The organism is Pseudomonas sp. PAMC25584 (assembly GCF_058135675.1).
Window position 1 is genome coordinate 1,194,305 of the sequence record NZ_CM176870.1, and the last position, 26,703, is coordinate 1,221,007.

The 26,703-nt window shown below is 59.6% G+C and carries 19 protein-coding genes; 13 read left to right on the top strand and 6 right to left on the bottom strand.

The window, feature by feature from the left end:
• The first annotated feature begins 165 nt into the window (after positions 1–165).
• Positions 166–2,502: a putative bifunctional diguanylate cyclase/phosphodiesterase gene (locus ACS5Q8_RS05440; RefSeq protein WP_465160352.1), complete on the top strand. Its 2,337-nt coding sequence runs from the start codon at positions 166–168 to the stop codon at positions 2,500–2,502.
• 66 nt (positions 2,503–2,568) lie between these two features.
• Here the strand turns inward: ACS5Q8_RS05440 and ACS5Q8_RS05445 are convergent, their stop codons facing one another.
• Together ACS5Q8_RS05445 and ACS5Q8_RS05450 are read right to left on the bottom strand one after the other, a co-directional pair.
• Positions 2,569–4,980: a glucose/quinate/shikimate family membrane-bound PQQ-dependent dehydrogenase gene (locus ACS5Q8_RS05445; RefSeq protein ID WP_426099646.1), complete on the bottom strand. Its 2,412-nt coding sequence runs from the start codon at positions 4,978–4,980 to the stop codon at positions 2,569–2,571.
• 861 nt (positions 4,981–5,841) lie between these two features.
• Positions 5,842–7,860, bottom strand: coding sequence for a TonB-dependent receptor (locus tag ACS5Q8_RS05450; protein WP_276196654.1), 2,019 nt, complete (start codon positions 7,858–7,860; stop codon positions 5,842–5,844).
• Between the two features lie 212 nt (positions 7,861–8,072).
• Here ACS5Q8_RS05450 and ACS5Q8_RS05455 point away from each other — a divergent pair, with 212 nt between their 5' ends.
• From ACS5Q8_RS05455 to ACS5Q8_RS05505, 11 genes are all read left to right on the top strand, one after another.
• Complete coding sequence (locus ACS5Q8_RS05455; RefSeq protein ID WP_010212838.1) at positions 8,073–8,306, top strand: VF530 family protein; 234 nt, start codon at positions 8,073–8,075, stop codon at positions 8,304–8,306.
• 4 nt (positions 8,307–8,310) lie between these two features.
• Positions 8,311–8,934, top strand: a complete 624-nt coding sequence (locus ACS5Q8_RS05460; protein WP_465159902.1) for a Pr6Pr family membrane protein — start codon at positions 8,311–8,313, stop codon at positions 8,932–8,934.
• A gap of 711 nt (positions 8,935–9,645) precedes the next feature.
• Positions 9,646–10,155: a fimbrial protein gene (locus ACS5Q8_RS05465; RefSeq protein ID WP_276196656.1), complete on the top strand. Its 510-nt coding sequence runs from the start codon at positions 9,646–9,648 to the stop codon at positions 10,153–10,155.
• Positions 10,156–10,204: 49 nt separating this feature from the next.
• Positions 10,205–10,765, top strand: a complete 561-nt coding sequence (locus ACS5Q8_RS05470) for a fimbrial protein (RefSeq protein WP_276196657.1) — start codon at positions 10,205–10,207, stop codon at positions 10,763–10,765.
• A gap of 19 nt (positions 10,766–10,784) precedes the next feature.
• Positions 10,785–13,388 carry an outer membrane usher protein gene (locus ACS5Q8_RS05475; RefSeq protein WP_465159903.1) on the top strand — a complete coding sequence of 868 codons (2,604 nt, stop codon included), beginning with the start codon at positions 10,785–10,787 and terminating at the stop codon, positions 13,386–13,388.
• Entirely contained in the window at positions 13,385–14,146 is a 762-nt protein-coding gene (locus ACS5Q8_RS05480) for a fimbria/pilus periplasmic chaperone (protein WP_465159904.1), read from the top strand. Before ACS5Q8_RS05475 ends, ACS5Q8_RS05480 begins: the two co-directional genes overlap by 4 nt.
• Before the next feature lie 21 nt (positions 14,147–14,167).
• Positions 14,168–14,740, top strand: coding sequence for a fimbrial protein (locus ACS5Q8_RS05485; RefSeq protein ID WP_276196660.1), 573 nt, complete (start codon positions 14,168–14,170; stop codon positions 14,738–14,740).
• Between the two features lie 10 nt (positions 14,741–14,750).
• Positions 14,751–15,245 (top strand): fimbrial protein, encoded by a 495-nt coding sequence (locus tag ACS5Q8_RS05490; protein WP_276196661.1) that lies wholly within the window; start codon positions 14,751–14,753, stop codon positions 15,243–15,245.
• A gap of 13 nt (positions 15,246–15,258) precedes the next feature.
• Complete coding sequence (locus tag ACS5Q8_RS05495; RefSeq protein WP_276196662.1) at positions 15,259–15,738, top strand: fimbrial protein; 480 nt, start codon at positions 15,259–15,261, stop codon at positions 15,736–15,738.
• 11 nt (positions 15,739–15,749) lie between these two features.
• Entirely contained in the window at positions 15,750–16,298 is a 549-nt protein-coding gene (locus tag ACS5Q8_RS05500) for a fimbrial protein (RefSeq protein ID WP_276196663.1), read from the top strand.
• Positions 16,299–16,396: 98 nt separating this feature from the next.
• Positions 16,397–17,362: a fimbrial protein gene (locus ACS5Q8_RS05505; protein ID WP_276196664.1), complete on the top strand. Its 966-nt coding sequence runs from the start codon at positions 16,397–16,399 to the stop codon at positions 17,360–17,362.
• Between the two features lie 14 nt (positions 17,363–17,376).
• Here the strand turns inward: ACS5Q8_RS05505 and ACS5Q8_RS05510 are convergent, their stop codons facing one another.
• Positions 17,377–18,144 (bottom strand): siderophore-interacting protein, encoded by a 768-nt coding sequence (locus tag ACS5Q8_RS05510; RefSeq protein ID WP_276196665.1) that lies wholly within the window; start codon positions 18,142–18,144, stop codon positions 17,377–17,379.
• Positions 18,141–18,704: a PadR family transcriptional regulator gene (locus ACS5Q8_RS05515; RefSeq protein WP_426099643.1), complete on the bottom strand. Its 564-nt coding sequence runs from the start codon at positions 18,702–18,704 to the stop codon at positions 18,141–18,143. The genes ACS5Q8_RS05510 and ACS5Q8_RS05515 overlap by 4 nt, the downstream gene beginning before the upstream one ends.
• Before the next feature lie 163 nt (positions 18,705–18,867).
• Here ACS5Q8_RS05515 and ACS5Q8_RS05520 point away from each other — a divergent pair, with 163 nt between their 5' ends.
• Positions 18,868–24,579: a membrane-targeted effector domain-containing toxin gene (locus tag ACS5Q8_RS05520; RefSeq protein WP_465159905.1), complete on the top strand. Its 5,712-nt coding sequence runs from the start codon at positions 18,868–18,870 to the stop codon at positions 24,577–24,579.
• Positions 24,580–24,883: 304 nt separating this feature from the next.
• Here ACS5Q8_RS05520 and ACS5Q8_RS05525 read toward each other — a convergent pair whose 3' ends face one another.
• Positions 24,884–25,546 carry a class I SAM-dependent DNA methyltransferase gene (locus ACS5Q8_RS05525; RefSeq protein WP_426099640.1) on the bottom strand — a complete coding sequence of 221 codons (663 nt, stop codon included), beginning with the start codon at positions 25,544–25,546 and terminating at the stop codon, positions 24,884–24,886.
• 88 nt (positions 25,547–25,634) lie between these two features.
• Positions 25,635–26,576 (bottom strand): DMT family transporter, encoded by a 942-nt coding sequence (locus ACS5Q8_RS05530; RefSeq protein WP_426099639.1) that lies wholly within the window; start codon positions 26,574–26,576, stop codon positions 25,635–25,637.
• Positions 26,577–26,703: the final 127 nt, after the last annotated feature.

The following is a 26,703-nucleotide window of genomic DNA, read 5'->3' on the forward strand; positions in this document are numbered from 1 at the left end:
CCGGTTTTATTGTGTGCGCTTGCCTGAACTCCCAGCTAATCTGCTCAAACCCAACATCTTCTAAAAATAGATGTTTTTTTGACGCAGAGCCGGTCGTCGCAAGGAAGGCACATGACAAAGGGACGCAATGGCATCGAGAGGCGCACGCTTGCGCGGGGCGCGGCCATGCCGTGGCGTCACACGTTTCAGACCCGTATTGCCGGGGTGCTGGCCCTGTTGTTGTTGCTGGTGGTTGCCGGCACCTACTTCGCGGTCAAGGCTACCACCAGCCGCGCCGTGGAGAACCAGGCGCGGGTCCAGTTGAAAACCGGCACCCAAGTGTTCGAGCGCCTGCTGGACTTGCGCGGGCGCCGCTTGCAATACGGGCTCGACTGGCTCACCGCTGACGGCCCGTTCAAACACGCTGTGCTCGCAGGCAAGGCCGCGCCGATCCTGGCCGCTCTGCGGCAACACGGGACCGGCATTCGTGCCAGCGAAGTGTTTGTTCTTGGGCTCGATGGCAAGGTGATGGTCAGTACCTTGCCTATGCTCTCCAGCGGTCAACCGTTTCCTTACGACGCAGCACTGCGCCAGGCACGCCGCAGTGGCCTGCAAATGCTGATCGTGGCGATGGACGGGCGCCCCTATTTGCTGGTGCAAGACGAAGTGCTCGACCCGCTGCCCGTCGCCCGCGTCGTCATGGGCTTTCCCATGGACACGCTGTTCGCCAATGAACTGCGCTCCATGAGCAACCTCGACGTGTCGTTCCTCAGTGTGCAAGGCACACGCCCCGGCGCACTGCTCAGCACTCAGCCCGATGGCTACCAGGCCACCCTGCTCAGCCTGCTGCGTGACCCACACCCCAACCCCGAGGCGCAGATCGATCTGTTCTACGGCGAACGCGTGCTCAGCCATGTGCTGTCACTGGCCAACACCGGCGATGGCGATGAAGTGCGGGTGCTGCTGCAAAGCCCGCTGGACCATGCCCTGGAAGCCTTTGCGCCGCTGGGCCGGCAATTTCTCGGGATTGCCTTGGCGGTGCTGCTGATGTCGCTGGCCGGCGCGTTGTTTCTGGCGCGGCGGGTGTCGCGCCCGCTCAATGCGTTGGTGGAGGCCGCCGAACGCATCGGCGCCGGTGACTACCGCACGCCGGTGCGGGTGCGCGGCAACGATGAATTCGGCCTGCTGGCCCGCGCCTTCAACGCCATGCAAAGCGGGATTGCCGTGCGCGAACGGCAACTGGCCCATAACGCCCTGCATGACCCGCTCACCGGTCTGCCCAATCGGGCCCTGGCCATGGAGCGCCTGGGCAGTGCGATCAGTGCGCAGCGCCCGGTGGTGTTGCTGTACCTGGGGATTGAAAACTACCGGTTGATCAATGAAGGCTTCGGCCCGCAAGGCGTCGAGCAAATGCTCCGCGAAGCCAGCCGCTGTTTGTCCATGAGCCTGCTGGCCAGCGACACGGCGGCGCGCATCACCGGCAGCGAGTTTCTGGTGCTGCTGGAAAACACCCAGATCGACCGCGCCGTGGCCCGTGCCGACCGTCTCTATGCGCTGATCACCGAACCCCAGCGCATCGGCAACGACGAACTGCGCCATGAAGTGAGCATCGGCATCGCCGCGTACCCCACCGACGGCCAGCAGGTCGACGAACTGATCACCCGCGCCGCCATTGCCCGCCATGATGCGGCGGCCTTGCCTGGCTATCTGCAGATCTACCGCCAGGACCGGGACCTGGCGCACCAGCGCCAGATCACCCTGATCCGCGACCTGCGCCGCGCCGCCCTCGAAGGTGAGTTGTTCCTGTGCTATCAGCCCAAGCTCGACCTCAAGCACGGCCATGTGTGCCAGGCCGAAGCCTTGCTGCGCTGGCAGCACCCGAGCCTGGGGCTGGTGTCGCCTGTCGAATTCATCCCCCTGGCCGAACGCACCGGCAGCATAGGCAGCCTGACGTTGTGGGTGATCGAAGAAGCCATCCGCCAGATCGCCGAGTGGGCGCGCAGTGGTCTGCATATCCAACTGTCGGTGAATATTTCGGTGGACGACTTGGCCGATGACGACCTGGCGATTCGCGTCACTGCCTTGCTGCTGCAATACGGCGTACTGGCCCAGCAATTGATTTTTGAGATCACCGAAAGCGCGATCATGCACAACCCGCAACAGGCGCTCCGCGTGCTGGAACAACTGCGCGGCTGCGGCATCAGCCTGTCGGTGGATGACTTCGGCACCGGCTATTCGTCGCTGGCGCAATTGCAGCGCCTGCCGGTGCAGGAACTGAAGATCGACCAGTCCTTTGTGCGCAACCTCGACAGCACCAGCGGCGACGGCGTGATCGTGCGCTCCACCATCGAAATGAGCCACAACCTGGGGCTCAAGGTGGTGGCCGAGGGGGTTGAGTTCGAGCCCAGCCTGGCGCTGCTCAAACAGTGGAATTGCGACACCGCCCAGGGTTACTTGATCAGCCGGCCGTTGACCGCGATGGCGTTCGAGCGGTGGATGCGGCGCGAACACGTTCTGCTGTGAAAAAAACGCAGTAAAAAAGGCGGCTACCCGCGAGGGAAGCCGCCTTTGTTGTGCTGCCGGTAACGCTTAATCCGGCAGTTTGAACGCCATCACATAGTCACCCTGCTTGGTGCCCAGGGAACCGTGACCGCCGGCCATGACCAGCACGTACTGCTTGCCGTCCTTGCCGGTGTAGGTCATCGGTGTGGTTTGCGCACCGGCTGGCAGGCGACCTTCCCACAGTTGCTTGCCGTTTTTCACGTCATAGGCACGCAGGTACTGGTCGAGGGTGCCGCTCAGGAAGGACACGCCACCGGCGGTGGTGAAGGTGCCGCCCAGGCTAGGCACGCCCATGGTCAGCGGGACCGGAACCGGCGAGCTGTCGCGCACGGTGCCGTTCTTGTGCATCCAGATGGTTTTGTGGGTGGTCAGGTCGACCGCCGCCACATAACCCCACGCTGGCGCCTGGCACGGCAGGCCCATCGGCGACAGCATCGCTTCGAGGATCACGCCGTAGGGCGCGCCTTTGTTTGGCTGCACGCCTTCGGTTTCGCTGACGCGTGGGCCCTGCTTGGCGATGTCGGCGGCCGGGATCAGTTTCGATTTGAACGCCATGTAGCTCGGGTTCACGAAGGCGATCTGGCGCACGGGGTCGACGGAAATGCCACCCCAGTCGAACACGCCGAAGTTACCCGGGTAGACGATCGAACCTTGCAGCGATGGTGGAGTGAAAGCCCCGTCGTAGCGCATGGATTTGAAATCGATGCGGCACAGCATCTGGTCGAACGGGGTCACGCCCCACATGTCACGCTCTTTGAGCGGCGGTGGCATGAAGTTCAGGTCAGACTTCGGTTGCGTCGGCGAGGTGTGATCGCCCGCGACGGCGCCTTGCGGTACGGCCACTTCGTGGATCGGCACCACTGGCTGGCCCGTGGCGCGGTCCAGCACGTAGATGCTGCCTTGTTTGGTCGACGCCATCACCGCTTGCTTCACGCCGGCGTCGGTCTTGATGTCGATCAGCGACGGCTGGCCGCCCACGTCCATGTCCCACAGGTCATGGTGGGTGAACTGGAAGGTCCACTTCACGTGGCCGCTGTCGATGTCCAGGGCGGTCAGGCCGGCGCTGTATTTTTCCGAGTCTTCGGTACGGTCGCCGCCGTATTGGTCGGGCATCTGGTTGCCCATCGGCAGGTAAAGCATGCCGAGTTTTTCATCCACGGCGAACATGGACCACATGTTCGGCGAGTTGCGGGTGTAGATCTTGCCCTCGGCCAACGGGGTGGTGTCGTCCGGGTTGCCGCTGTCCCAGTTCCACACCAGCTTGCCGGTGTGTACGTCGAACGCACGGATCACGCCGCTGGGCTCGTCGGTGGAGACGTTATCGGTGACGTGACCGCCGATCACTACCAGGTTTTTGGTCACGGCCGGTGGCGAGGTGGAGTAGTAACCGCCTGGGGCGAAGCTGCCGATATTGGCACGCAGGTCGACCTGGCCTTTGTCGCCGAAGTCTTCGCACATCTTGCCGGTGTCGGCGTTCAGGGCGATCAGGCGGGTGTCGGCGGTCGGTACGAAGATGCGTTTCGGGCAGGCGTTCGGCGCGGCAGCCGGGCTGGCGCTGCCGGTTGGGCTCTGCTCGGAGGCATAGGCGGCGTCATCGTGATAGGACACGCCACGGCAGGTCATGTGCGCCCAACCCTTGAAGCTCTCGGCGCCTTGGGTGGTGATCTTCGGATCGAAACGCCAGATTTCCTTGCCGGTATCCGGGTCGAGGGCAATCACCTGGCTGTGCGGCGTACACACGTAGAGCATGCCGTTGACTTTCAGCGGGGTGTTTTCCGCGGTGGTTTCACCGGGGTCGCCTGCGCCAGGAATGTCGCCGGTACGGAAGGTCCAGGCTGGCACCAGCTTGTGGGCGTTTTCCGGGGTGATCTGTGCCAGGGGCGAGTAGCGATCGCCGTAGGCCGAACGGCCGTAGGCGTTCCAGTCGCCATCGGCTTGGGTTGGCGCAGCGCTGGCCATGCCTGGCACCGCGTCGCGGTCCAGTTGGCCTTTGATTTCACCAGGGTGGGTGAATTGGCTGGCCACGGCAGCAGCGCCGGCCAGGACCACGGCCACGCTTAGCGCGCCGGTGCCCAGCGGTGCTGGTTGGCCACGCAGCAACGGGCGGCGAAACCATGGGAGCAGCATGATGATGCCCAGGGCGAACAGCAGCGCCAGGCGCGGCACCAACTGCCACCAGTCCAGGCCGACTTCCCACAGTGCCCACACGGTGCTGGCGAACAGCACCAGTGCGTACAGGCCCAGCGCGGCGCGGCGGGTGGCCAGCAGCAGAAGGCCGGTCAGGGTGATGCCGATACCGGCTAGCAGGTAGTACAGCGACCCGCCGAGTAGGCTCAGTTTGATACCACCGGCCAGCAGGGCGAGGCCCATGATCAGCAGCAAGACGCCTAGCAGCCTGGGCAGCAGGCGGCTTGGGCTTGAGGCACCATCAGTGCTCATAGTGTGTTTCTCCGTGACGTTGGAATTATGTATCCCCGTGTTGCTTCACTGTAGATGACGATTTGGCACGGGCTTGGTTCAGCGTTAATTGGTTTTTCTGGGGATAGCGGGGGTTATCCACAGGCGGGCGATTTATCCCCAGGCGCGCAAGGGTGTGAGACAGCGCTGTCTTTATGGCGAGGGTTAATCGGCAAGATGGGGTCGACCGAGGGTGAATCGTTTCAGGTTATTGCCGCCAAGGATAATGCGCTGGGGCGTTGAGAGAAAGCGAAAATCGTAAGATGCATTATTTCGGATTTGGTAACAGTGACGGATTGTCGCTGTTAAACGGGGGGAGTTTGCTGGTGTGGCGGCCTTGTAGTCAGCCCGGGGAGTGGGGTGTATATCCGTTTCTTTGGTAACGGCGGCTTATGGTTCCGCCCTTACGGCGGGTCACTTTTGAAAAGCGCAAAAGTAACCCAAACGCTCTTGCCCCACCACTCGGCACCTCGCTTAGGCTCGGTGTGGCCGAACGCAGGCTTGAATCCGTGGGCCGCCGTCATGGGCCATCCTTGGCCCAGGACGGCTAACCCGGCGTCCTGCCGGGTTACCCACGGATTCAAGCCTGCGTTCGGCCAGCGTGGTTTAACGGGGCGCCTAAGATCAAAAGCCAAAGCCAAAGCCAAAGGCAAAGCGAGGCGGCCTTATAGCCGACCTGATCCTGGAAGCCGAATCCGGTCAAAAATGTGGGAGGGGCGGTGCGACGATTCGACTTGCCCCCGATAGCGGTGGATCAGTCATGCATGTATTGGCTGACACACTGCTATCGGGGGCAAGCCCCCTCCCACATTTGGATCTCCATAGCGGCGTTTTTTTGGGTGGTTAGAAGGTGGTGCGTAGGCCAAATTGCACGCTTCTGCCTTCTGCCGGGGCGATGTCGCGCAGGATCGAGCTGGCGTAACGCACGGTCTGGTTGGTCAGGTTTTCGCCGTTGACGAAGGCCAGCCACTGGCTGCCGCCGACGTTGAAGCGATAGCCGGCGCTGGCGCCTAACGTGGTGTAGCCGTCGGTGCCGCTTTCGTTGGTCGGCACGCGGCCTTGTCCAGCGGCGTGTTCGATGTCGATGCGTGCTTGCCAGCGGTCCAGTTCCCACAGCAAGCCGCTGTTCAGGCGCAGGGGCGCAATGCGTGGCAGGGCTTCGCCGGTGTCGAGGTTGGTGGCGCGGGTGTAGTCGCCCGACAGTTCCAGCGCGAATTTGCCGTAGGCGCTTTCGCCGAGTTTCCAGTGATCCTGGGCTTCAAAGCCGGCGAAACGGGCGCGTACTCCCGAGTATTTGTATTCAGGGATGCCGGCTGCGTCTTCTTCACCTTCGTCGTTCAATGTGCGACCTGTGCCCAGTAGGCCGATGTAGTTGGAGAAGCGGCTGTAGAACACGCCGAAGCTGCCTTTGTGCGTGCCGTTGTCAAAGCGCAGGGCCAGGTCGCTGGACACGGCTTTTTCTTTTTTCAGGTTGGCGTCGCCCAATTCGTAGGTGCCGGTGGCGACGTGGGCGCCGTTGGCGTACAGCTCGTAGAAGGTCGGCGCGCGTTCGGTGTAGCCCAGGGTTGCGGCCAGGGACCAGATTGGCGTGAGGGTGTAGACCGCGCCGGACGATAGGCTGCCGGCGGTGAAGTCGTTGGTTTTGTTGGCATTGGCGAAACGTGCGTTGCCTTTGCCGTCCGGGTCGACGCTGGTGTGCTCCAGGCGCCCGCCGAGGCTGAGTTTCAGGCGCTCGGTGGCCTGCATTTCTTCGAGGATAAACAGCGCGCCGGCGTTGGTGTCGGTCTGGGGCACGAAGGCTTCTGCGCCGAGGGCCGAGAACTCGTTGCGGGTCACTTGTGCGCCGATCACGCCGTCGAACGGGCCGAGCGGCTGGTGGCGCGCTTCAACCCGTGCTTCGTAGCCCTTGTTTTTGAAGATCGTGCCGGTTTCGCCGCCTTCGATTTCGCGGTGTTCGTAGTCGGTGTAGCCAGCGTCGAGTTTCACCGAGGTGAACGGGCCTTGCAGGTTGCGGATCTCGGAGGCAAACGCGTAGTGGTCCTGCTTCATGCGGATGCGCACCGCCTGCTCGGCGGGTGAGCCGTAGTTGCTGTCGTAGGTGCTGTAGGACAGCCCGGCATAACCGTCGTCCCAGGTGTAGGAACCGCCCAGCGCTCCGCCGTCCTGGCGCCCGTCGCTGTTGCCCAGGCGGCCGTTTTTGCCGGGGCCGTCTTCGGCCTCCGGGGCGTGGCGGCTGCGGGCCTGGCCCGGGATTTTCAGGTCATTGAATTGCCGCGCATTGGCGTCCAGGTGCAGGGCGAAGGTGCCGTTGCCGGCTTCGAGCTTGCCGGCGCTGCTGCGCGTGGTGTCGGCGCCGCCGTAGCGTAATTCAGCAGCGCCGTGGATGCCTTCGATGGCTTCAGTGGGGATGCGGTTGTCGAAGGTGTTGACCACGCCGCCGATGGCGCTGCCGCCGTACAACAGGGCTGCCGGGCCACGCACGATTTCGATGCGGTCGACGTTGACCGGGTCCAGCGGCACGGCGTGGTCGTAGGACAGCGACGAGGCATCCAGCGCGCCCACGCCGTTGCGCAGGACGCGAATGCGGTCGCCATCCTGGCCGCGAATGATCGGTCGGCTGGCGCCCGGGCCGAAGTAGGACGACGACACGCCCGGCTGCTTGTTCAGGGTTTCGCCGAGGCTGCCTTTTTGTTGCAGGGTCAGGTCGTCGCCTTCCAGCACGGTGGTCGGTGAAGCCAGTTGCTCGCTGCCCAACGGGTTGGCGGTGATGACTTGGGGTGGCAGTTCCAGCGCGTGGGCTTCGGAGCAGATCAGCAGGGCGGCGGCGAGGGGGGACAAGCGCCAGGCAGAGGAGAGGGACATCGGACATTCCTTGGCAAAACGACAAAAAAGAGAAGGCGGCAGACGTGATCGAACGGGTTGTTTTTGCTTGTTGTCGTTATAATATAACATCTCTTTTTGCCCTGAAAAGAGCAACTTTTCCCCAGGGGCTATATTCAATGCGGTGCTTCCACCTGTTCGCCCCGTCGGCTAAGGTGCGCGGCTGTATTTCCTCTTTTTGCGATAGGCCTGGCATGACCGCGACAAGCAACGACCCGCTTCACGGCGTGACTCTGCAACACGTCCTCACCACCCTGGTGGAACACTACGAATGGAGCGGTCTGGCCGAGCGCATCGATGTGCGCTGCTTCAAGAGCGACCCGAGCATCAAGTCGAGCCTGACGTTCCTGCGCAAAACCCCGTGGGCGCGGGAGAAAGTCGAAGGGCTGTACGTGAAACTGATGCGCACCAAACGCCCGCTGGACTGAACCCATGAAGCGCTGTGTAGCGGCGGCCGCCCTGGCCGGTTGGGTGGGGTTGGCGGTTCAGCAATACCTGATTTTCTATTCGCGCTGGTCGACGGGCGCCAGTCTGTTGGGCGGGCTGATCAACTTCTTCAGCTTCTTCACGGTGCTGACCAACACCCTGGTGGTGGTGGTGCTGAGCTACGCCGTGGTTCATCGTGATTCAGCGGCGAAGCGGTTTTTCCTGGCGCCCAGGGTCAGCAGCGCGATTGCCGTCAGCATTGTGCTGGTGAGCCTGGCCTATAACCTGTTGCTGCGGCATTTGTGGCAGCCCGAGGGGTTCCAGTTCATCGCCGACGAATTGCTGCACGACGTGATGCCGCTGCTGTTTGTCGTCTACTGGTGGCGCTGCGTGCCCAAGGGCGCCTTGCGGTTCAAACATATTGGCCTGTGGGTGCTGTACCCGCTGGTGTACTTCGCCTATGTGCTGCTGCGCGGGGATATGCTCGGGCAGTACCAGTACCCGTTCATCGACGTCGGCACCCTCGGTTATCCACAGGTGTTTATGAATGCCGGGGGGATTTTGACCGGGTTTGTGCTGATTGCGCTGGCGGTGGTGGGTTTGGACAAATTGCTCAAGCGGGTACCGTAAAAAAGCGCGGGCTTGCCGGCGATGACCATGCGTATCTACACAATTTTATTGGTCGTTCGACGGACCTGTGGCGAGGGAGCTTGCTCCCGTGGCGGCCTGTGAGCCGACCCTTTGCTCGGGTTGGAATGAGTACATATCCATTATTCAGCTAACGGCCGCTATGGGTTCCGCCCTTACGGCGGCTCACTTTTGAAAAGCGCAAAAGTAAGCACGAAATCGATATCTAACTCGCCGAGGGACAGACGGCTTCCTCTCCGCGCTCATTACTTAATTAGTTAGTGGGTCTGACCCAGTAGATGCTGTTATTTTTTTGTGTCTGTAATCCAGTTCTTACATACCCGTTCGTAGTTAATAGATTCTCATTAACTTGCATGTAGTCTGTTTCTTACGGCTGTTTTTAAAGTTTTGGCAAATTGCCATAATTTTCCTATGTGTCTGGGTGTAACAAAGCTACGCAAATTTGCGAAGCGGACGGCTTACTTCTTCATGGCGGCAGGGGAAACTTGCCCGGCTTCGAACGTGATCCTGATTTGCAATACAAATAGTTGGAAAAGCCGTTTTGCGCACAACCGCGTGATCCAAACTTTTGCCGAGATGGAATCAGGAACTACACCCTGTTCGTTGCTTGCTTAATAAGTCCTGCTGCACTGCTGCGGCAGGCTTTCTTAATGAAGTTTATTAATGTGTGAGTATTGGCAAATGAAAAGCAAAATGAAAACTGCACTGTTGGCTGTCGGGCTGTTGATGGGTTCGGCGTCCGTTGTAAATGCGGCGGATGGAACGGTTACGTTTATCGGGTCGGTCCACTCGGGTGCTTGCTCTATTAAGCCTGACTCCGTCGATCAGACCGTTAACTTGGGGGCGATTGCAAAGCATCAGTTGCAAAGCGGAGGCAAGTCTGAAGCCCGGCGTGTACTTATCGAACTTGAAGGCTGCGATTTGACGGGCCTCACAGATAAAACCGTGACGACCACCTTCACCGCGGCGCCCTCAAGCGCTGTGCCTGGCGCGATCGGCACTGTCGGCGGCGCGGGTGGCGTTGGCATCATGATGACGCATGGCAGCAAACTCGTTGAGTTGGGTGTCCCTACGACCCCGCAGGCCATTGTCGTCGGTGATAACACCCTGGAGTTCGGTGCCTATGTACAAGGCGCCGCTACGGACCCGATCGTCCCGGGTAGTTTCAGCGCGGTAACCAATTTCACCTTGGCTTATCAGTAAGTTCTTCCCCCGCCACTTAGGGTGGCGGGGACGCTGGTGGGAGAAATCGGTGAAAACATTCATACGCGTTGCTATCACCTCGTCATTGGCGATGTTCATCAACCCTTGCGTTTTCGCGCAAACGCCGGCGCAAGGCGATGGGGTCGTCACGTTGGGAGGAGAGGTCATTGACTCCGCTTGCGGGCTGGAATTGGCCAGTGCCGATCAATCCATCGAGATGGCTCCCGAACCAATAGGTCGACTCTTGCGCAATACGAGGGGAGAACCACACCCCTTCCAGTTGCGTCTGGTCAATTGCTCATTGAGTCGCCCTGACCCGTTGCGCCCAGGCGTAAGTCTGCCTGATTGGCAGCATCTGCAAGTGACGTTTGACGGTCCTCGCGATAGAGAAGGTCGCTCCTTTGCTGCCTTCGGCAATTCAGAGGGGGTCGCTCTTCATATTTGGGATGCGGCCGGTCAAGAGAGTGTTCCGGGTGAGCCGATGGCGCTGCTTCCGTTGGCTGAAGGTGACATGACACTTCACTACACGCTTCGCCTGGTTGGCAACGGACTGCCGCTGGTACCTGGCGCTCACCTTGCCGCAGTGCGGTTCAAGTTGGAATACTTTTGAACAGTGATGGGTTGCTTTCATGTTGAATGCGTCGAAGATCAAAAATGCGCTCCGCCCAAGCCTGTTTGGCGGGTTGATGGCAGTGGTGGGAACTGCATTGAGTGCAGGGGATATCGAGTTTAATACGGATGTTCTTGATCTCGTTGACCGCACCAATATTGACTTGTCTCAGTTTGCACGCAGCGGGTTTATTCTGCCGGGCACCTACTCGATGGTTGTACAGATAAATAGCCAGCCCATTTCTGAGCAATCGGTGGCGTTCTATCCCCCGGATAATGATCCCAAAGGTAGTCAGGCCTGTATATCGCACGGTCTTGTGGAACAGTTGGGCCTGAAGGCGTCCGGCGCTGCCAAGCTCACCTGGTGGAAAGGCGGGGAGTGCCTGGATATACAAGGTTTACCGGGTATGGAAGTCAGTGGAGATTTGGCCACCTCCACGCTGAATATCAACCTCCCCCAAGCCTATCTTGAATACAGTGCCATCAACTGGGACCCGCCCTCCCGCTGGGACGAGGGCGTGTCGGGGTTGCTGATTGACTACAACGTGACGGCGCTCTCCAGCCACCAAAAGAATGACAGTGTCCGCAATAACTTCAGTGGTAACGGAACCGTCGGGGCCAATGCCGGGGCGTGGCGCTTGCGGGCAGACTGGCAGGGGCGTGTCGACAGAGATCGTGAAGAGGCGTCCCGGCATCCGAAGCTGGAATGGAGTCGCTACTATGCCTATCGCGCAATTCCTGCGCTGAAAGCGCGCCTGGTACTGGGTGAGGACTACCTGTATTCGGACCTGTTTGACAGCTTCCGCTTTACCGGCGCCGCACTCAATTCGGATGAAAGCCAACTGCCACCCAACTTGCGTGGTTACGCACCTGAAATTGTCGGGGTCGCCAAAACCAATGCAAGGGTCATCATCAGCCAGCAGGGGCGTGTGCTGTATGAAACGCTGGTGGCGGCAGGGCCTTTTCGTATTCAGGACCTTCATGACGCCGTGAGCGGCAGGCTCGATGTGCGGGTGGAAGAGCAGGATGGTTCGGTCCACACGTTTCAGATCGATACGGCAGGCGTTCCCTACCTGACGCGGCCGGGACAAGTTCGTTACAAACTGGCGACTGGGCGACCGTCCAATCTTCAGTACGGCGGTGATGGCAACTTTTTTGGTAGTGGCGAGTTCTCGTGGGGCATCAGTAACGGCTGGTCGCTGTATGGCGGCGGTATAACGGATAACAACTACCGAGCGATGTCTGTTGGGGCAGGTCGTGACCTGTTGGCGTTCGGCGCCGTGTCGCTGGATGCTACTCAGTCGCGCGCCAGTGTGTGGAATGAGACGCTCTCGGGGAAATCATACCGTCTTCAATATTCCAAGAAGTTTGAACAGTACGACAGCCAAGTCACCTTTGCCGGTTATCGCTTTTCCGAGAAGAACTATTTGAGCATGAGTGAATACCTCGATGCTCGACATTACGGAAGGAACGGCGAACTCGCCGGGCTCGACAAGGACAGTGAGTTCCACACAAGTTGGAGGCCCATTGGTGGCAGCAAGGCACTTTATACGGCCACGGTGAATAAGCAGTTTCGGGATCTGGGCGCGACCGTTTACCTAAGTTACAACAAACAGACTTATTGGGAACGCTCGGCCACTCAGCGTTGGAATGTGTCGGTGTCACGCTACTTTAATGTTGGAAGCGTCAAGAACATGAGCTTATCGCTGAATATGTACCGCACTCAGGAATATAACTATAAGGATAACGGCATGGCGCTGACGGTCAGCCTGCCGTTGGGGCGCAGCGGTACATTGTCGCTGGACGCCAATCGAGCGGCAGGCAATAACAGTCTTTCGACGCGCTACAGTGATCGCCTCGATGAGCGTAATAGCTACCAGCTCAGTGCCAGCGATAACGCTGCCAGTGGTTATCTGAGTCATGTGGGTGACCAGGTAGACATTGATCTCGCCGCCAGTAAACGCGAAGGCAGCTACACCAGCCTCAGTGTGTCCGCTCGCGGCGGCGGCACGCTCACGCCTTACGGTGCAGCACTCCATCGTACCAACAGTACGGGCGGAACCCGCCTGATGGTCGATACCGCCGGTGTCCCCGATGTGCCTGTGCGGGGTTATGGCACACCGACCCGCAGCAACGCCTTCGGCAAAGCGGTCATTTCCGATATCGGCAGCTATCAGCGCACGGCGGCCAGTGTCGATCTGGAGAGTTTGCCGAGCAATGTCGAAGCCACTCAATCCGTCACGCAACTGACGCTCACCGAGGGGGCGATCGGTTATCGGTTCCTGGACGTGATTTCCGGCGAAAAAGCCATGGCGGTTCTTCGCCTGCCGGATGGCAGTTCGCCGCCCTTCGGCGCGACGGTGAAGAACGTCAAACAGCAGGACACCGGGATTGTGAATGACGGCGGCAATGTCTACCTGAGTGGTATTCAGGCCGGCGAAGAGATGATCGTCAGTTGGGGAGGGGCCGAGCGATGCATCCTCACGCTCCCAGGCGTTTTGCCCGCGAATGGCTTGACCGATGCCCTGCAACTGGGCTGCCGGAGGGTAGCCACTGATCAATCCTTGTCCGAGCCAGCGACGCTGACCGGCAAGCCTATCGATACGGAGAACACATCCTCATGATGCTCAATACACGCCTCACACTCCAGGCCTTCACGCTGCTGGCCCTGGGCTTGAGTCAGAGTGCCAACGCGGCGGTTGGCCTGGATCGTACCCGAGTGATTTTTGATGGCGGCAAAGATGCCACCAGCGTGAACATCACCAATAACAATACCCAGTTACCGTATTTGGCCCAGGGCTGGATCGAGGATGAAGAGGGCAAAAAAATCACCTCGCCCTTGATCGTGCTACCGCCGGTTCAACGCTTGGAGCCAGGGAAGCAAAGCCAGGTGAAAGTCCAGGCGTTGCCGGCGGCCAAATCGTTACCGCAGGATCGAGAGACGGTCTACTACTTCAACTTGAGGGAAATTCCGCCGCGCAGCGATAAGGCCAACACCCTGCAAATTGCACTGCAGACCCGGATTAAATTGTTCTACCGACCGCAAGCCATTACGCCAAGCCAGCAGGATCTATCCAACCCTTGGCAGGAAAAGCTCACCCTAACTCGCGAAGGCGAGCGGTATCGGGTGAATAACCCTACGCCTTACTACGTAACCCTGGTGGATGCGCGCAGCACCAAGGACGGTAAAACCGTGCCCGGTTTCGAACCCCTGATGGTCCCGCCCAAAGGTACGCTGACCTTGGGGCCAACGGCCACGGCACTCGGCACCACGCCGTATTTGGCCTACGTGAATGATTACGGCGGACGTCCGCTACTGGCCTTCACCTGCGGTGGCAACACTTGCAACGTCAACTTGCAAGTATCAACGGCTAATGAGTAGCGCCTGCTGCTGGAGAACATCATGAAGTCGCACCATGTGAAGGTCTTGGGCGGCCTGTTACTGGCCTTTGCGGGGGGCGCGCATGCCGAGGATGTCGAGGGCATGAATGGGCTGCTGAACATTTCCGGAACCATGCATGAAACCCCCTGCAGCCTGGAGATGGCATCACTCCATCAAACGATTGAGCTGGGCGCCGTGTCGACCAGCCAGTTGCAACGTCCCGGCGATCAGGCAAAACCCGTGGCATTTCAGCTGCGGTTTACCGATTGCCACCGCACGGCAGGCAGCATCCGCAGTGAACGTACCGGGAACCTGACATGGAGTGCCTTTCAACCCGTACTGTCGGTAGCGTTTTCCGCGCCTGCCGATGCCGATGATCCGCGGCTGGTCAAAGTGCAAGGCGTCACCGGGATGGGCCTGCATTTGACCGATGCACTGGGGCGGGATGTGCAGTTGGGTTCAAGGGGCGAACCTTTGTTTTTGCCCCTGGGCGGCAATATCCAGACCTGGAATGTTCAACCCACGCGCACCTCTGCGGCGTTGACCAGTGGCGCATTTCGGGCCGTGGTGGATTTCAGGCTCAATTATGAGTAGGGGCAGAACGATGGCAACCTCAACCGGTCTGCGGGCCATTCTTATCGGTGGCGGCCTGCTGTGGGCTGTCGGCCAAGGCGTGCACGCTGAAACCAGCCTGACCATTCGCGCAGTCATCATTGCGCCGCCGCCGTGTGTGATTAACAGCGGCAGCACGCTCGATGTGCCTTTTGGCAATGACCTGCTGACGTCACGGGTTGACGGGGTCAATTATCGTCGAGACGTGCCTTACACCGTCACGTGTGATTCCCCGTTCAGCAACGCGTTGACCCTGGAACTCAAGGGCTCGGGGGCTGCGTTTGATAATGGCGTACTCGTGACCCGCAAACCGGATCTTGGGGTAAAGCTGTTCGTGAATGGGGCTGATTGGCCGCTGAATACGGCAGTGAATTTTACTTATCCGAACTTTCCGGTGGTGCAGGCGGTGCCGGTCAAACGGGCAGGTAGCAAGCTGACGGGAGGCGCATTTGATGCGACCGCCACCCTTGTGGTCGATTACCAATGAAGAGGAACGATCAATGACATTTTGGCAGCCGCGAGCGTTGCTCGTCTGCTGGTCCATCGGCCTTTGCAGTGGTGCTTCGGCCAACGTGACCTTTAGCGGAACACTGAATGAGCCTCCCCCTTGCACGATTGATGGCGGCAACACGATTGAAGTCGATTTTGGGGATGTCGGCGTAAAGCGCGTCGACGGTGTGAAATACCGCAAGGGGCTCGGTTACACCATCAGCTGTAGCCCCGCCACGCTCCCATGGGAACTGAAACTGAGCGTCAACGGCACCCCCACGACTTTTGACGGCTCAGCGGTGCAGACCAATGTGCCTGACCTGGGCATTCGGATTTTTCAGAATAACGTGCCGTTTCCACTCAATACGCCACTGGACATAAGCCTGTCGTCACCGCCGACATTGGAAGTGGTTCCGGTCAAACCGCTGGGTGCAGTGCTGACCCCGGCAAGGTTTACGGCGGTGGCCACGCTATTGGCCGAATACGAGTAGGAGTTGAGCCCATGCAACATGAAATGCTTCATAAAGGTTGGCCATGTGCCGGGCTGGCAGTGCTGTTCATCTTCGGCCTGATGCCCGAGGGGCATGCGGCGGACAACCTGAGTTTCAAGGGCAACCTGGTTGAAGAGGCCTGCACGATCCGCCCTGGCGACGAGGCAATCACGCTGGAACTCTGGGACGTTACCAGCAAGCACCTCTATATCAACACGCGCTCACAGGGGAAGGGTTTCAAACTGCACCTGGAGGACTGCGACACCACGATTGGCAACACGGTCACCGTCACGTTCGGCGGTAGGGAAAACATGGCACTCCCCGGATTGCTCGCGCTCGATGGTGGAAGCGGTGCCTCAGGTATCGCGGTCGGTTTGGAGACGCCGAGCAATAAGCCATTGCCGCTGAATACCGTCAGCGATGAACAGGTGTTGAGTAACGGCAGCAATGTCATTGAACTCAAGGCCTATGTGCAGGGTGAGCCGGACGCGATCAGGGATCAAACCATCGGGCACGGTCTGTTCACGGTGACCTCGACGTTCACGCTGGACTATCCGTAACCGCCTCAGACAAACCTCAACGCTCCCTAGGGCTGCTTTAAAGCGCGGGCTGAATGTTCGCTGGGCAATGCTTGGGTAGAGCAGCAAGAGAGATCAACATGAAACAACTATATGGTGCGATGGCGCTGTTCGTCCTGATTGGTTTCAGTACGACCGTGAGCGCAGCGACATGCCGTGTGAATGGCGGACCGTGGGAACCGATATTCGGGGACCTACCCCTACAGGTTCCCGTTACCGTTACCTTGGCCGCAGATCGTACACGGATCATGTTGGAAGGCGCGCGGCTTGAATGTGGGTTTTCCAGAGGGGCGCAGAGCCCGTCTTCCCGGCAGGACTACTGGTCAACGGGTAGCGCGGCGGGGACCCCCTGGGTGCCGGGTATCAAATTCAGCCAAGAAGGCGCTGGTTTACGAATGAATGGAGCGTACCGAAATATTCCTATCCCGAATGGAATACGGGTCGCCACGCTGCCTGACGACGAGAGAGGTTACCCGATCGATGTCACGCCCTATATTCTGGTGCGCAACAACCCGTCTAATCCGATCGATATTCGAATAGGCGATACGCTCGGGATCCTGCGTCTCGCCGCCACGAACAACTACAACGCAAGTACGGCGCGGATCTCAGTTACCTACACCGCCGCCAACAACTTCACCATCACCCCGTCAACCTGCACGATCAACAATAACAACCCGATCGAGATCAACTTCGGCAACGTCCACCAACGTGCAATCGGCGCCGATCCGCTGACAACGTCCATCCGCAGCGACCGCCGGCTCACCTACTCCTGTCCGGACGGCGGGATTACCACACCGATCACGATCTCTTACAAAGGCAATCCGTCGTCGTTTGATACACGCCTGCTCACGATGACCAACCCGGACGTAGGCACGGCCCTCATCCGTGCCGGGGCTGCGGTTCCGGTCAACGGTTCATTCCTGACCCGCATTACCAACAGCGTGGGGGGCGACGATGTGACGTTTTCTCTCGTTCGGCGAGCGGGGTCCCTACCTGCTGCTGGCGCCACCAGCGGCAGCGGGGTACTCGTGATGGGGGTGCCGTGACACTCGCGCCAGGCTCACGCTTCCTCACTTCCCTCGGCGCGCCAGTAACCGACGGCCTTGAGGAACGCTTCATCGACCTTGTGCGTGTCCAGCAGCACTCGGCGCACTTGGCGCGACAGCTTGGTTTCCATCGCCACGAAGGTGTACAGCGCACCGCTCGGCAACGTCAGTGTGCGCACGGTGTCGAGCAGGTCAGCCTGGCCGCGTAGCACCCAGATCACGTCAACCTCGGCCGCGCTTTGCAGCGCCTGTTGCTCGGCGGCATCGGCGATTTCAATCACCGCCAGCACCCTGCGCCCGGCCGGCAGTTCTTCGAGGCGGCGGGCGATGGCGGGCAGGGCGGTTTCGTCGCCGATCAGCAGGTAACTGTCGAAGATATCCGGCACGATCATCGAGCCCCGTGGGCCGCCGATGTACAGGTGCTGGCCGACTTGAGCCTGCTCGGCCCAGGTGGAGGCGGGGCCATCGCCGTGCAGCACGAAGTCGATATCCAACTCGCCAAGGCTCAGGTCGAAACGCCGTGGCGTGTAGTCGCGCATCGCCGGCTGCGGGCCATCGCCCTTGATGTTGAACGTCGGGCTTTGCAGGGCGGCCTGCTCGGCGGCGTTCTGCGCGAACATCAGCTTGATGTGATCGTCACTGCCCAGGCTGACAAACCCCGCCAGCTCAGGCCCGCCGAGGGTGATGCGGCGCATGCGCGGGGTGAGATCGACCACCCGCAGCACGTCGAGGCGACGGCGTTTGATCTCGTGGGTGACGCGATGGATGACGGGCGTATTCATTGGGTTTTCCCCTGGATAGGTTGAACGGCCGGGCCGTCGACGATGGCGTGGGCGGTGCTGTTGAGCAACGCGGCGACGCGCGCGATTTCTTCGGCGCTCCAGCGCCCGTGGTGCAGTTGCAGGGCATGGCGCAGGTTATGCACCGCCTCGTGGATTTCCGGCGGGCGATCATGGCCGCGCAGCGAGCGTTTGCTGACGTCGATGCGCGTGCGCACGCCTTCCAGTGCAATCGCCTGCTCACCTAAAGAAAGACGACCGGCGTCGGTGACGGTGTAGCGCTTTTTTCCACCTTCGGCGTCGCCGCTGATCAATTCGCTTTCTTCAAGAAAGGTCAGGGTGGGGTAGATCACGCCGGGGCTGGGGCTGTAGGCACCGTCGAACAGGCCTTCGATCTGGCGGATCAGGTCGTAGCCGTGGCACGGCTGTTCGGCGATCAGCGCCAGCAACAGCAACTTCAGGTCGCCGGGGGCAAATACACGTGGGCCGCGACCGCCGCGTTCGCGGCCGGGGCGTTTTTCGAAGCCGTCGCGGCCCTCGCCGTGGGGATGATGCTCGCTCATTTTGGGTCTCTCCGTTTTGGTTAAGATATAACTTAAGATATATCTTAAGACTGTTCAAGATCAGTCGACCAACGGTCGCAGCCCGCGCCTACTTAACTACCACCGGCCTGCGTCAGGCGCCCACCATGCTGATGGCTCTTCCCATGCGCATGGAGCCAGTGCGATGAGCACATTGATTTCTTCCCCGTATTCGCCGACATCTCTGGAAATACGGGGCTATCTGCATCAGATCGGTCACCAGTTACTTGAAGCCGATACACCGTTACTGTCCAAACGGCCGCTCCCCGTCGAGTTGCAGCAGCTTGAAAAACTCAACCAGACGCTCAAGGCGCACACGCACGCTCATTTCGATAGCAGTCGTGCGCTGTATGCCGGTGTGGCACAGGCCGACCTGCAGAGTGAAGAGGGCAAACAACTGCTGGCGACGCTCCAACGCGACCTCACGCCGCAGCTGCAGAAACTCGATGAAGTCAGTGTGCTGGGCAGCAAAAGCCTGCGCACCTTCATGGCCAATGACGCTGGCCTGGCCGCGTTGGAACTGGAAGCCAAGCTCAACGTTCAGGGCTATCTGCTGCAGCGTGAGGAGGCGCGACTGGTGCAGAACCTGGGTTTGGGGCCGACCTTTCGACCGGGTATCTATGCGTTGACCTTCAGCTATCAAGCGCAGACGATCGAATTCGCCGGGGCCTTTGTGCTGACCGAAAAGAACACGCCCGTGGTCACCCAACTGACCCCGGCTGACGATGTCGGCTACGTCGTGTTGTTTACCCCGGCCCGTGGCTTCGAGTCGTTCAGCTCGCTGGCCGACATGAACACCCGGCTGCGCGACGCCATGGCGGTCGGCACTTGGCGCAAGGAGTTCATCAGCCTGCTGCCCCAGCAATACCAGGCGCTTTCAGCCATGGGCATTTGGCCCCTGGCGCTGGCGCCGATCGATGGCGAACCGCTGTGCGAACACACTTACGACGCCAGGCTGGCCAAGCGCGCGCGGGATATCGACTGGGCCTTGAGCCTGGAAAACAACCCCGGCCACAGCACCCAACAATTGCTCACGGACCTGGACGACGCCATCCGCGCGGCCTTGCCCGATCTCGGCCTGCGCCTGGAATTGCGCGCCCAACGCCTGCTGGACCGCTGCCTTGAATACAGCGCCCCGGCCTGGTATCGCAACGCGCCCAGCCCCCAACGCGAAGCCCTGGCACGCCACCTCAGCGAGTACGACGAGGCTCGGCAAACCCTGCTGAACCTGTTCGGCCATGCCGCCTCGCCGCCGACCCTGGCGCGTTACCAGGTGCTCGAACAACTGGCCAGCGACCTGGAAATCACCGACTTGGACCCCGACCGCTTGCAAGTGCGCACGCGCCGCAGTGTGGCCAGGGTCGGGACCTACGAGCAAACACACAGCCTGACCGAGCTGGCGCTACGGGGCCTGCACAGCGGTGACGAACTGGCCGGGTCGGCGTTTTTGCTCAATACCACCTTCACCTATGCCGACGCGCCGCTGGCCGAGGACTATCAGGAGCTGACCCCCGTCTACCTGGTCGGCCTGCTCAACACCCTCAAACCACGCGTGGAGTTTGAGACCGTGCGGCGCGAGTACTACGCCAAATCCGAGATCCACGCCGCCCTCGAACAGATGCTCGACCGTCGCATCCATGCCCTGGCCTACACGGCCAAGCTGCAAAACCACATCACCGAGGCAGACTATCAACGGTTTACCCGTCTGCGTCAGGGCGCCAGTGCGCCACTCGGCGCGAGCACCGTTGCGCTCAATGGCTGCGTGCTCAAGGACCTCTGGCTGCTGCGCGAGACCGACGCACAGGGTCGCCTCCAACGCTTGCTGCTGTGTACCCCCGAAGCGCCCCAGGCCCAGCAGTTTCATGGGTTCGACACGGAAATCCTCTGCCAGGCGCATATCCTCGCCTGGTGCGCAGACGCCGCCATGCGCGCTTATCTGCTGGAGCAAGTCGCCCTCACATCCCGTGCGGGCCTGCAAACTTTCATGGCCAGCCTGGGCTTCATCCCGGCGCAACAGGAATATCGCCACGTCACCTTCAGCGAGGCGAGCAGCCACGCCGATTGCCTCAAAGCCTTGCGTGCCCGCTTGCTGGATATTCAGACCGACGATTACCACCGGGGCACCCCGACCTGGTACCGCGCGGCCACCGAGGCGCAACGTCGCCAATTGACCCAACTGGCGGAAAATGCCGAAGGCGCCGCGCACACCTATGCGCAGCACCCGTTATCCGACGCGCGCTTTGTCACCTTCGAACGCTTCGTGCATGCCCAGGCCAAAGCACAGCTCAACGCTCTGCTCGGCCGCCAGCGGCAAAACGACGTCGACCCCGATACCGTGTGGGTGCATTACCCCAAAGACTTCCCCGCCTTAACGCGCCCCGCGTCCGTCACCTATACCCGGCTGTATCGCGAGGGTTTTGAAGACGCCGTGGGCTTCCTCGACGCCAAGTTCGAAACCGTCGCCACCTTCATGGGCCCGGCCGGGGTCAATCTGAGCAAGCTCACGCCGAGCAACGTCGCGCTCTCGGTACGCGGCGTGTGGATCGGCCAGCGCTACGCCGATGAAGTCAAAGCCAAGCTGCAAAACCCCGGCAGCCAAGGCTACCCGCTGCGCCGCGATGCAACGCTGACCATCAGCCAGCTACAACTGCACAGCGCTGCGCTGGAGTCGCGCCTCAAAGGCCATATCGCCCAGGCCGATCTTGATTGGCTTGAGCGCGCCATCCACAGCCTGGATGACACGTCGGCCGAAACGCGCAACACCTACCGCGTGCATCGCCTGATGATCGACGGCGACTGGGTGATCGACACTCTGCTGTTCAGCCACGGCGTGAACCCGGTGCTGCTCTACACGCCGCAGGCGCCGGATGGCGTGTTCTTCCGTGAAGCCCGGGTGTTCAACTACCTGCTGAAAAAAGTCGACGGCATGCTCGATTACTTCAGCGTGCGCGTCGGTGTGCAGTCCCAGGTTCGGGTGCGAGGTTTTCTGCAAACCGCCAAGGCTGGCCTGCCCGCAGACCTCAACAGCACCGACCTGAGCCCGGCGCGCTACGACTCGACCGAACGCGTTGCGCCCGTGCTCGACCTGCGCCACCTGCTGCACGACATGAAGCTGCAACGCAAGATCGACGACGTGGCTGCCACCACGGTCAATCGCAGCGACATGATCATGGGCCTGATCTGGAGTTGCCTCGAACCGCTGATCGCGATTGCAACCGCGCCGTTTCCGGTGTTGAGCCTGAGCCTGGGCCTGTTGCTGGCGCTCAAGGACGGCATGCTTGCCCTGCACGCCTATAACCAGGGCGACACGCATGCCGCGCTGCAACACTTTATCGGCTACCTGAGCAACAGCCTCGGCGCCGTGTTCAGCGATTTGCGCCCGGCACTCAAGTCCATCGGCCCGTTGGCGCGGCCCATGCGCCACCTCATGCGCCCGGCGGTGCAGCACCAGTCCATGGCGCTGATCAAACAACTGGAGCCACCGACCCCCGCACCTGCCGGCATGCAGGCTGTGATGTTCGAAGGTCGGTCGTTGTGGGCTGCGAAAACCCCCGATGCGCTAGGCCGCTATCTGCTGTTTCACCAGGACCCGGTGAACGGAAAACTGCTCTCCACCGCACGCCTGGTCAACCAGAGTGCCGACGGGCACTGGGTGCGCTCGGGCCTCACCGGCGGTGCGCCGACACCACCCGCGCCGACACCGCACGCGTTGCAGCGCTATGAAGTGCCGACGGATCGGGCCAAGGACTATGAAACCGTGCTGACCCTGGAGTTTGGAACCCTCTCCAGCGTGGATGAGTTTTTCGGTGATGGAACCCGCAATGCCCTGCTGATCTATGAAATGGGCCCGCTAGAAGCCCCGTACTTGAAGGCATACCGGCAGTTGCGCAGCGATGCCGAGGCCTTCTTCACACAGCTGCAACCCATCGTCCCCAGGGCCGATGTACTGGCTTTTGAAACGAACGCGACCCATCGGCATATCCTTGAAAGCGCCTTCAAGGAAAACCAAGGCCTGGTCGTGGGCGCCGTGCCTGGCTCGCTCGCCGCCAAACAGCTGCTGATCGACAACATGCACACCCTCTACGCGCTTGGCGTGCGGCGCCTGTACATCGAATACCTGCCGGCGGACCTGTTCAGAGTCAAACTCAACAAGTTCAACGCCGGGGGCAGCTACAGGCACATCAGCGCCTATCTGAAAAAAGTCGAGAAAGCCCTGGGGATCGCCAAAGACTCGCCGCACGCCTATCGCGCCTTGATGCTTGCGGCGCGTCGCGAAAAAATCGCCGTCTGTGCGCTGGATGCGTCCACCGGCTACGAGCTGGACAGAGCCTTCTACCTGAGAAACGGCGCGCTGGTCAGTCCCCGGCCCAATGCCCAGCGAAACTTCTACTCCCATAAACTCATCGACGCCGACATCGCCGAAAACCCCACAGACGGCTGGGTCGCCCTGGTTGACAGTCGCCGCACCAACACGCACACACAAACCCCGGGCCTGGCCGACCTGCAAAAGACCTTGAGTGTGCGGGTCGAAGACGTCGCCGCCGGCCAGCCGGTGGGTGTCTGGAACGACACCGCCGGCGCGATCGCCGACGACCCGCTGGCCAAAGCCGATTTCAAGTTGACCCTGCAAACCCCGTACACCGCACCCCCGGCGTTCATCATCGCAACCCGCGACGCAAGCGCCTACAGCGACTTCGACATAGATGCACGGTTCACCCACGAGCTGCATGAAATGGGCAAAGGCGCCCATCCGTTCGACACCCGTTACGGATCGCTCGACCACAAAATAGCCGCCGCCGAAAGCGCCTTCAGGAAAACCCGCGAACGCCTGGATAAGCGCGCCGAGGAGTTTTTCAAAACCGCTGAACTCCCCGCCCGGCCGACCTTGCCGGACTTGCCGGCGCACGCCACGCAAGCCGACTTTATCCAGGAGAGCTACAAACACGCCCCAGGGCTGATTATCTGTGAGAGCCACGCCGAGCAATCGAGCAAGGCGTTGCTGATCGATCAGATGAGCACGCTCAAGGCACACGGGGTCAAAACCCTCTACATGGAGCACCTGTTCACCGACCTGCACCAGGCAGACCTGGATACGTTCCATCGCACAGGGGTCGTGTCAAAATCGCTCAAAGACCGACTGTGGACCCTGGACCGTGGGCAAATGCCCGAGTACCGCGGGCCGCACACTTACACCAGCGTGGTGGACGTGGCGGGCAAACACGGGATGCGCATACGCGCATTGGATTGCGTATCCAGCTACCACACCAAGGGCATGGCCGCAGCCGATACGTCGCGCCTTTCGATGTTCAATTTTTTTGCCGGCGAGGTCATCCGCAAGGACCAGGCGGCCCAAGGCGCGCATAAGTGGGTGGCGCATATGGGGAGTGCTCATGCGCACCCTGTCGCGGGCATTGCGGGCGTCGCTCAAACTCAAGGAGCCATCAGCCTGCGGACCTTCGACGTCCCAGCGGGCACCGCCACCGAGTTGCGTTCAGGACTGCAATGGACCGTCGCCTATGGATCGTCTTTGTACCCCAACCGGCTCACGGCGATCCGCAGCGACTTCACCTTGAGTGTCGTCGCCCCAGGCGCACGCCCCCTTCGCGCCTATGTTCCGGTCGATCGTTCACGGCTGACACACCCCGGACAGTTCATGGTCGAGCAGCGTTCACCCCACGCAGTGAACCTGGTGCATCACTCGCGCACGGGCGAGATTCTCACCACGCCGGTGCAGATTGACGATCAAGGCCGCTTCTTCATCGAGCGCTGGGCCGAACTGAAGGACGAGCGGTTTAGTGCGTTTGAACGGCTGCTCTCGGCGCTTGAACAGGTGATCAAGCTTAAGCATGTTGAGTAAGCCTGGTCATTGCCCCTGCCGTGGCGGGCAGGGGGTTGGAAAGGGGAGCCCACTGAATTCGGAAAATCGTAAGCTAAGGCTCTCCGATCTGGCTAGGGCTGCCAGGTTGGGTTTTGGGGAGCAATGAAACCAATAAGCTATGAATTGTTTAGGAAGCGCCTGAACAGAAAGTGCACTTAACCCCAGTGGCTGTCCGCCCTTCGTATTCGATAGGGCGCAGGCCGCTTAGCTCAACCTGATTCTGTAGCTCCCTACTTTGACAAGCGCTTAACTAAGACGCCTATTTATTGTGATCCCAGTCCAACTATTCAGTCGCAATGTGGTTAATTATTTGGTTTTTATGAAAAACCCAATAATGCCCGCCCTCAGCCTCTAGGTATCTGGCATCGCGTACACAAAACTGAAGTTCTATCATAGAAGATAAAACCTCTAGCCTAACGAAGTCCTCAAACTTCGCTTTACTCATATAACTATTTCGAGTGGATACGATAATAAACCCACCGCCAGCACAGTAATCGATCAAAGACAATAATGCCTTGGGCTCTACGTGTCCGTGTGTGAACATACCACAGCTGACAACAATCCCATACTGCCTGCCTCGGTGGTTTTTTGAACGAATATTAAGATCAATCCCCCCGCGAAGACTGCGGTACACTTGAGTTTTTAAGGCCTCCTCCACCATCTGCTCGGACAGATCAATTCCGTCGATTATATTAAAACCTCTTTCATTGAGGCCTACCCCCACAAGCCCAGTACCGCACCCCGCATCCAAAATACTTGTATTGTTGAGCCCGTAGCTTGTTGCAACCAACCGAACTAGATCACAGGTCACTTGAGGGGCGACCCAACTCTCGTTTTCAAGGTCCTTGTTGTAATGGGTGGCCCAAGCTTCATAGTACTGCTTGAGGCCCTCCACATTATCCTTAAATACATGAGAACGCTTGACCGCTTCATATGATTTACGCATATTTCGCCCATCCCATCTTGGTTTAATTAAAAGTCTCATAGCGTTGCAAGCTAAGCTTGGCGTTTGGTTAAAAGTTGGGGTTAAGCCGTCACACCTCTCGCAAACGCCCCTTCCTAAGTTCATAATACAGACACAACACTACCCCTAATATGATTAGAAAACTTCCAAAAGCCTCAAAACTTGTCGGAAGCCGCTGCTCCCAAATCAGACTAAGGATAGCCCCGAAAATCGCCTCAGTAGCTAATAGCGGCCCCGCGAGCGCTGCCGGTAGCCTTTGAGCTGCCCGCACCCAAATATAAGTTCCATACCAAGAGCCAATAAACCCAAGACCAAGAATCCATAATAATAAGTTTCCAAAAATAATTGGCGAGAACGTCGCCGCAGGAGTCGAAATTAATGCCATTGGCAGAAGTAGAAGAGATCCGGCTCCGGCTCCGACCGCAACTAATGCAGTCCAATATCTGGTCGTTGGCAAACCAACCCAGGTGCGCTGGGCATGAGCATTCAACACTACAAAATAAGTCCACGTCGCACTGGCGAGAAGCGCCAAGCTAATACCAAATATTGATAGGGCCGTGTAATGAGGCGACTCCCCAGCAGACTGCGTAAGACTAATACTATATATCCCAATAAAAATTAAAGTGACAGAGGACAATAGCACGCCCCAAGGGGTACGACGTTCCAAGATGTTTCCCACAGCGGCAATACCGATTGGCGCAGAACCCGCAATAATAGCGGTGACAAATCCGCCACTGAAGGTGACCGCATATGAAACAGCAATATAGAAGACTAAGTATCCAATTACACCCAGATGCAAAGCGAATAATATTCGCCGCAACGAAACTTTTTTCATCTCTTCACGATCGACATACAGCACAAAAATACCACAAAGCCCAAATACAATGTACCGTCCAGCAACCAATAGTAATTCCCCTGCTGGCTGTACAGCCGTTGGACCTATATATGCAAAGCTCCACAAAAACGAAGCTACCAGCGCAGCTATTATATCGCCCCGCGAGAAATCAAGCATTTTACCCCCTGGCCAGAATAACCGTAATCCGTCTTACAGATCCAAATGCAACAGGCTATATCCCCTGAATCACCTTGATGCCAGAAAAATGATACGCAACCAAAATTTATAAACGCTACTTATACTA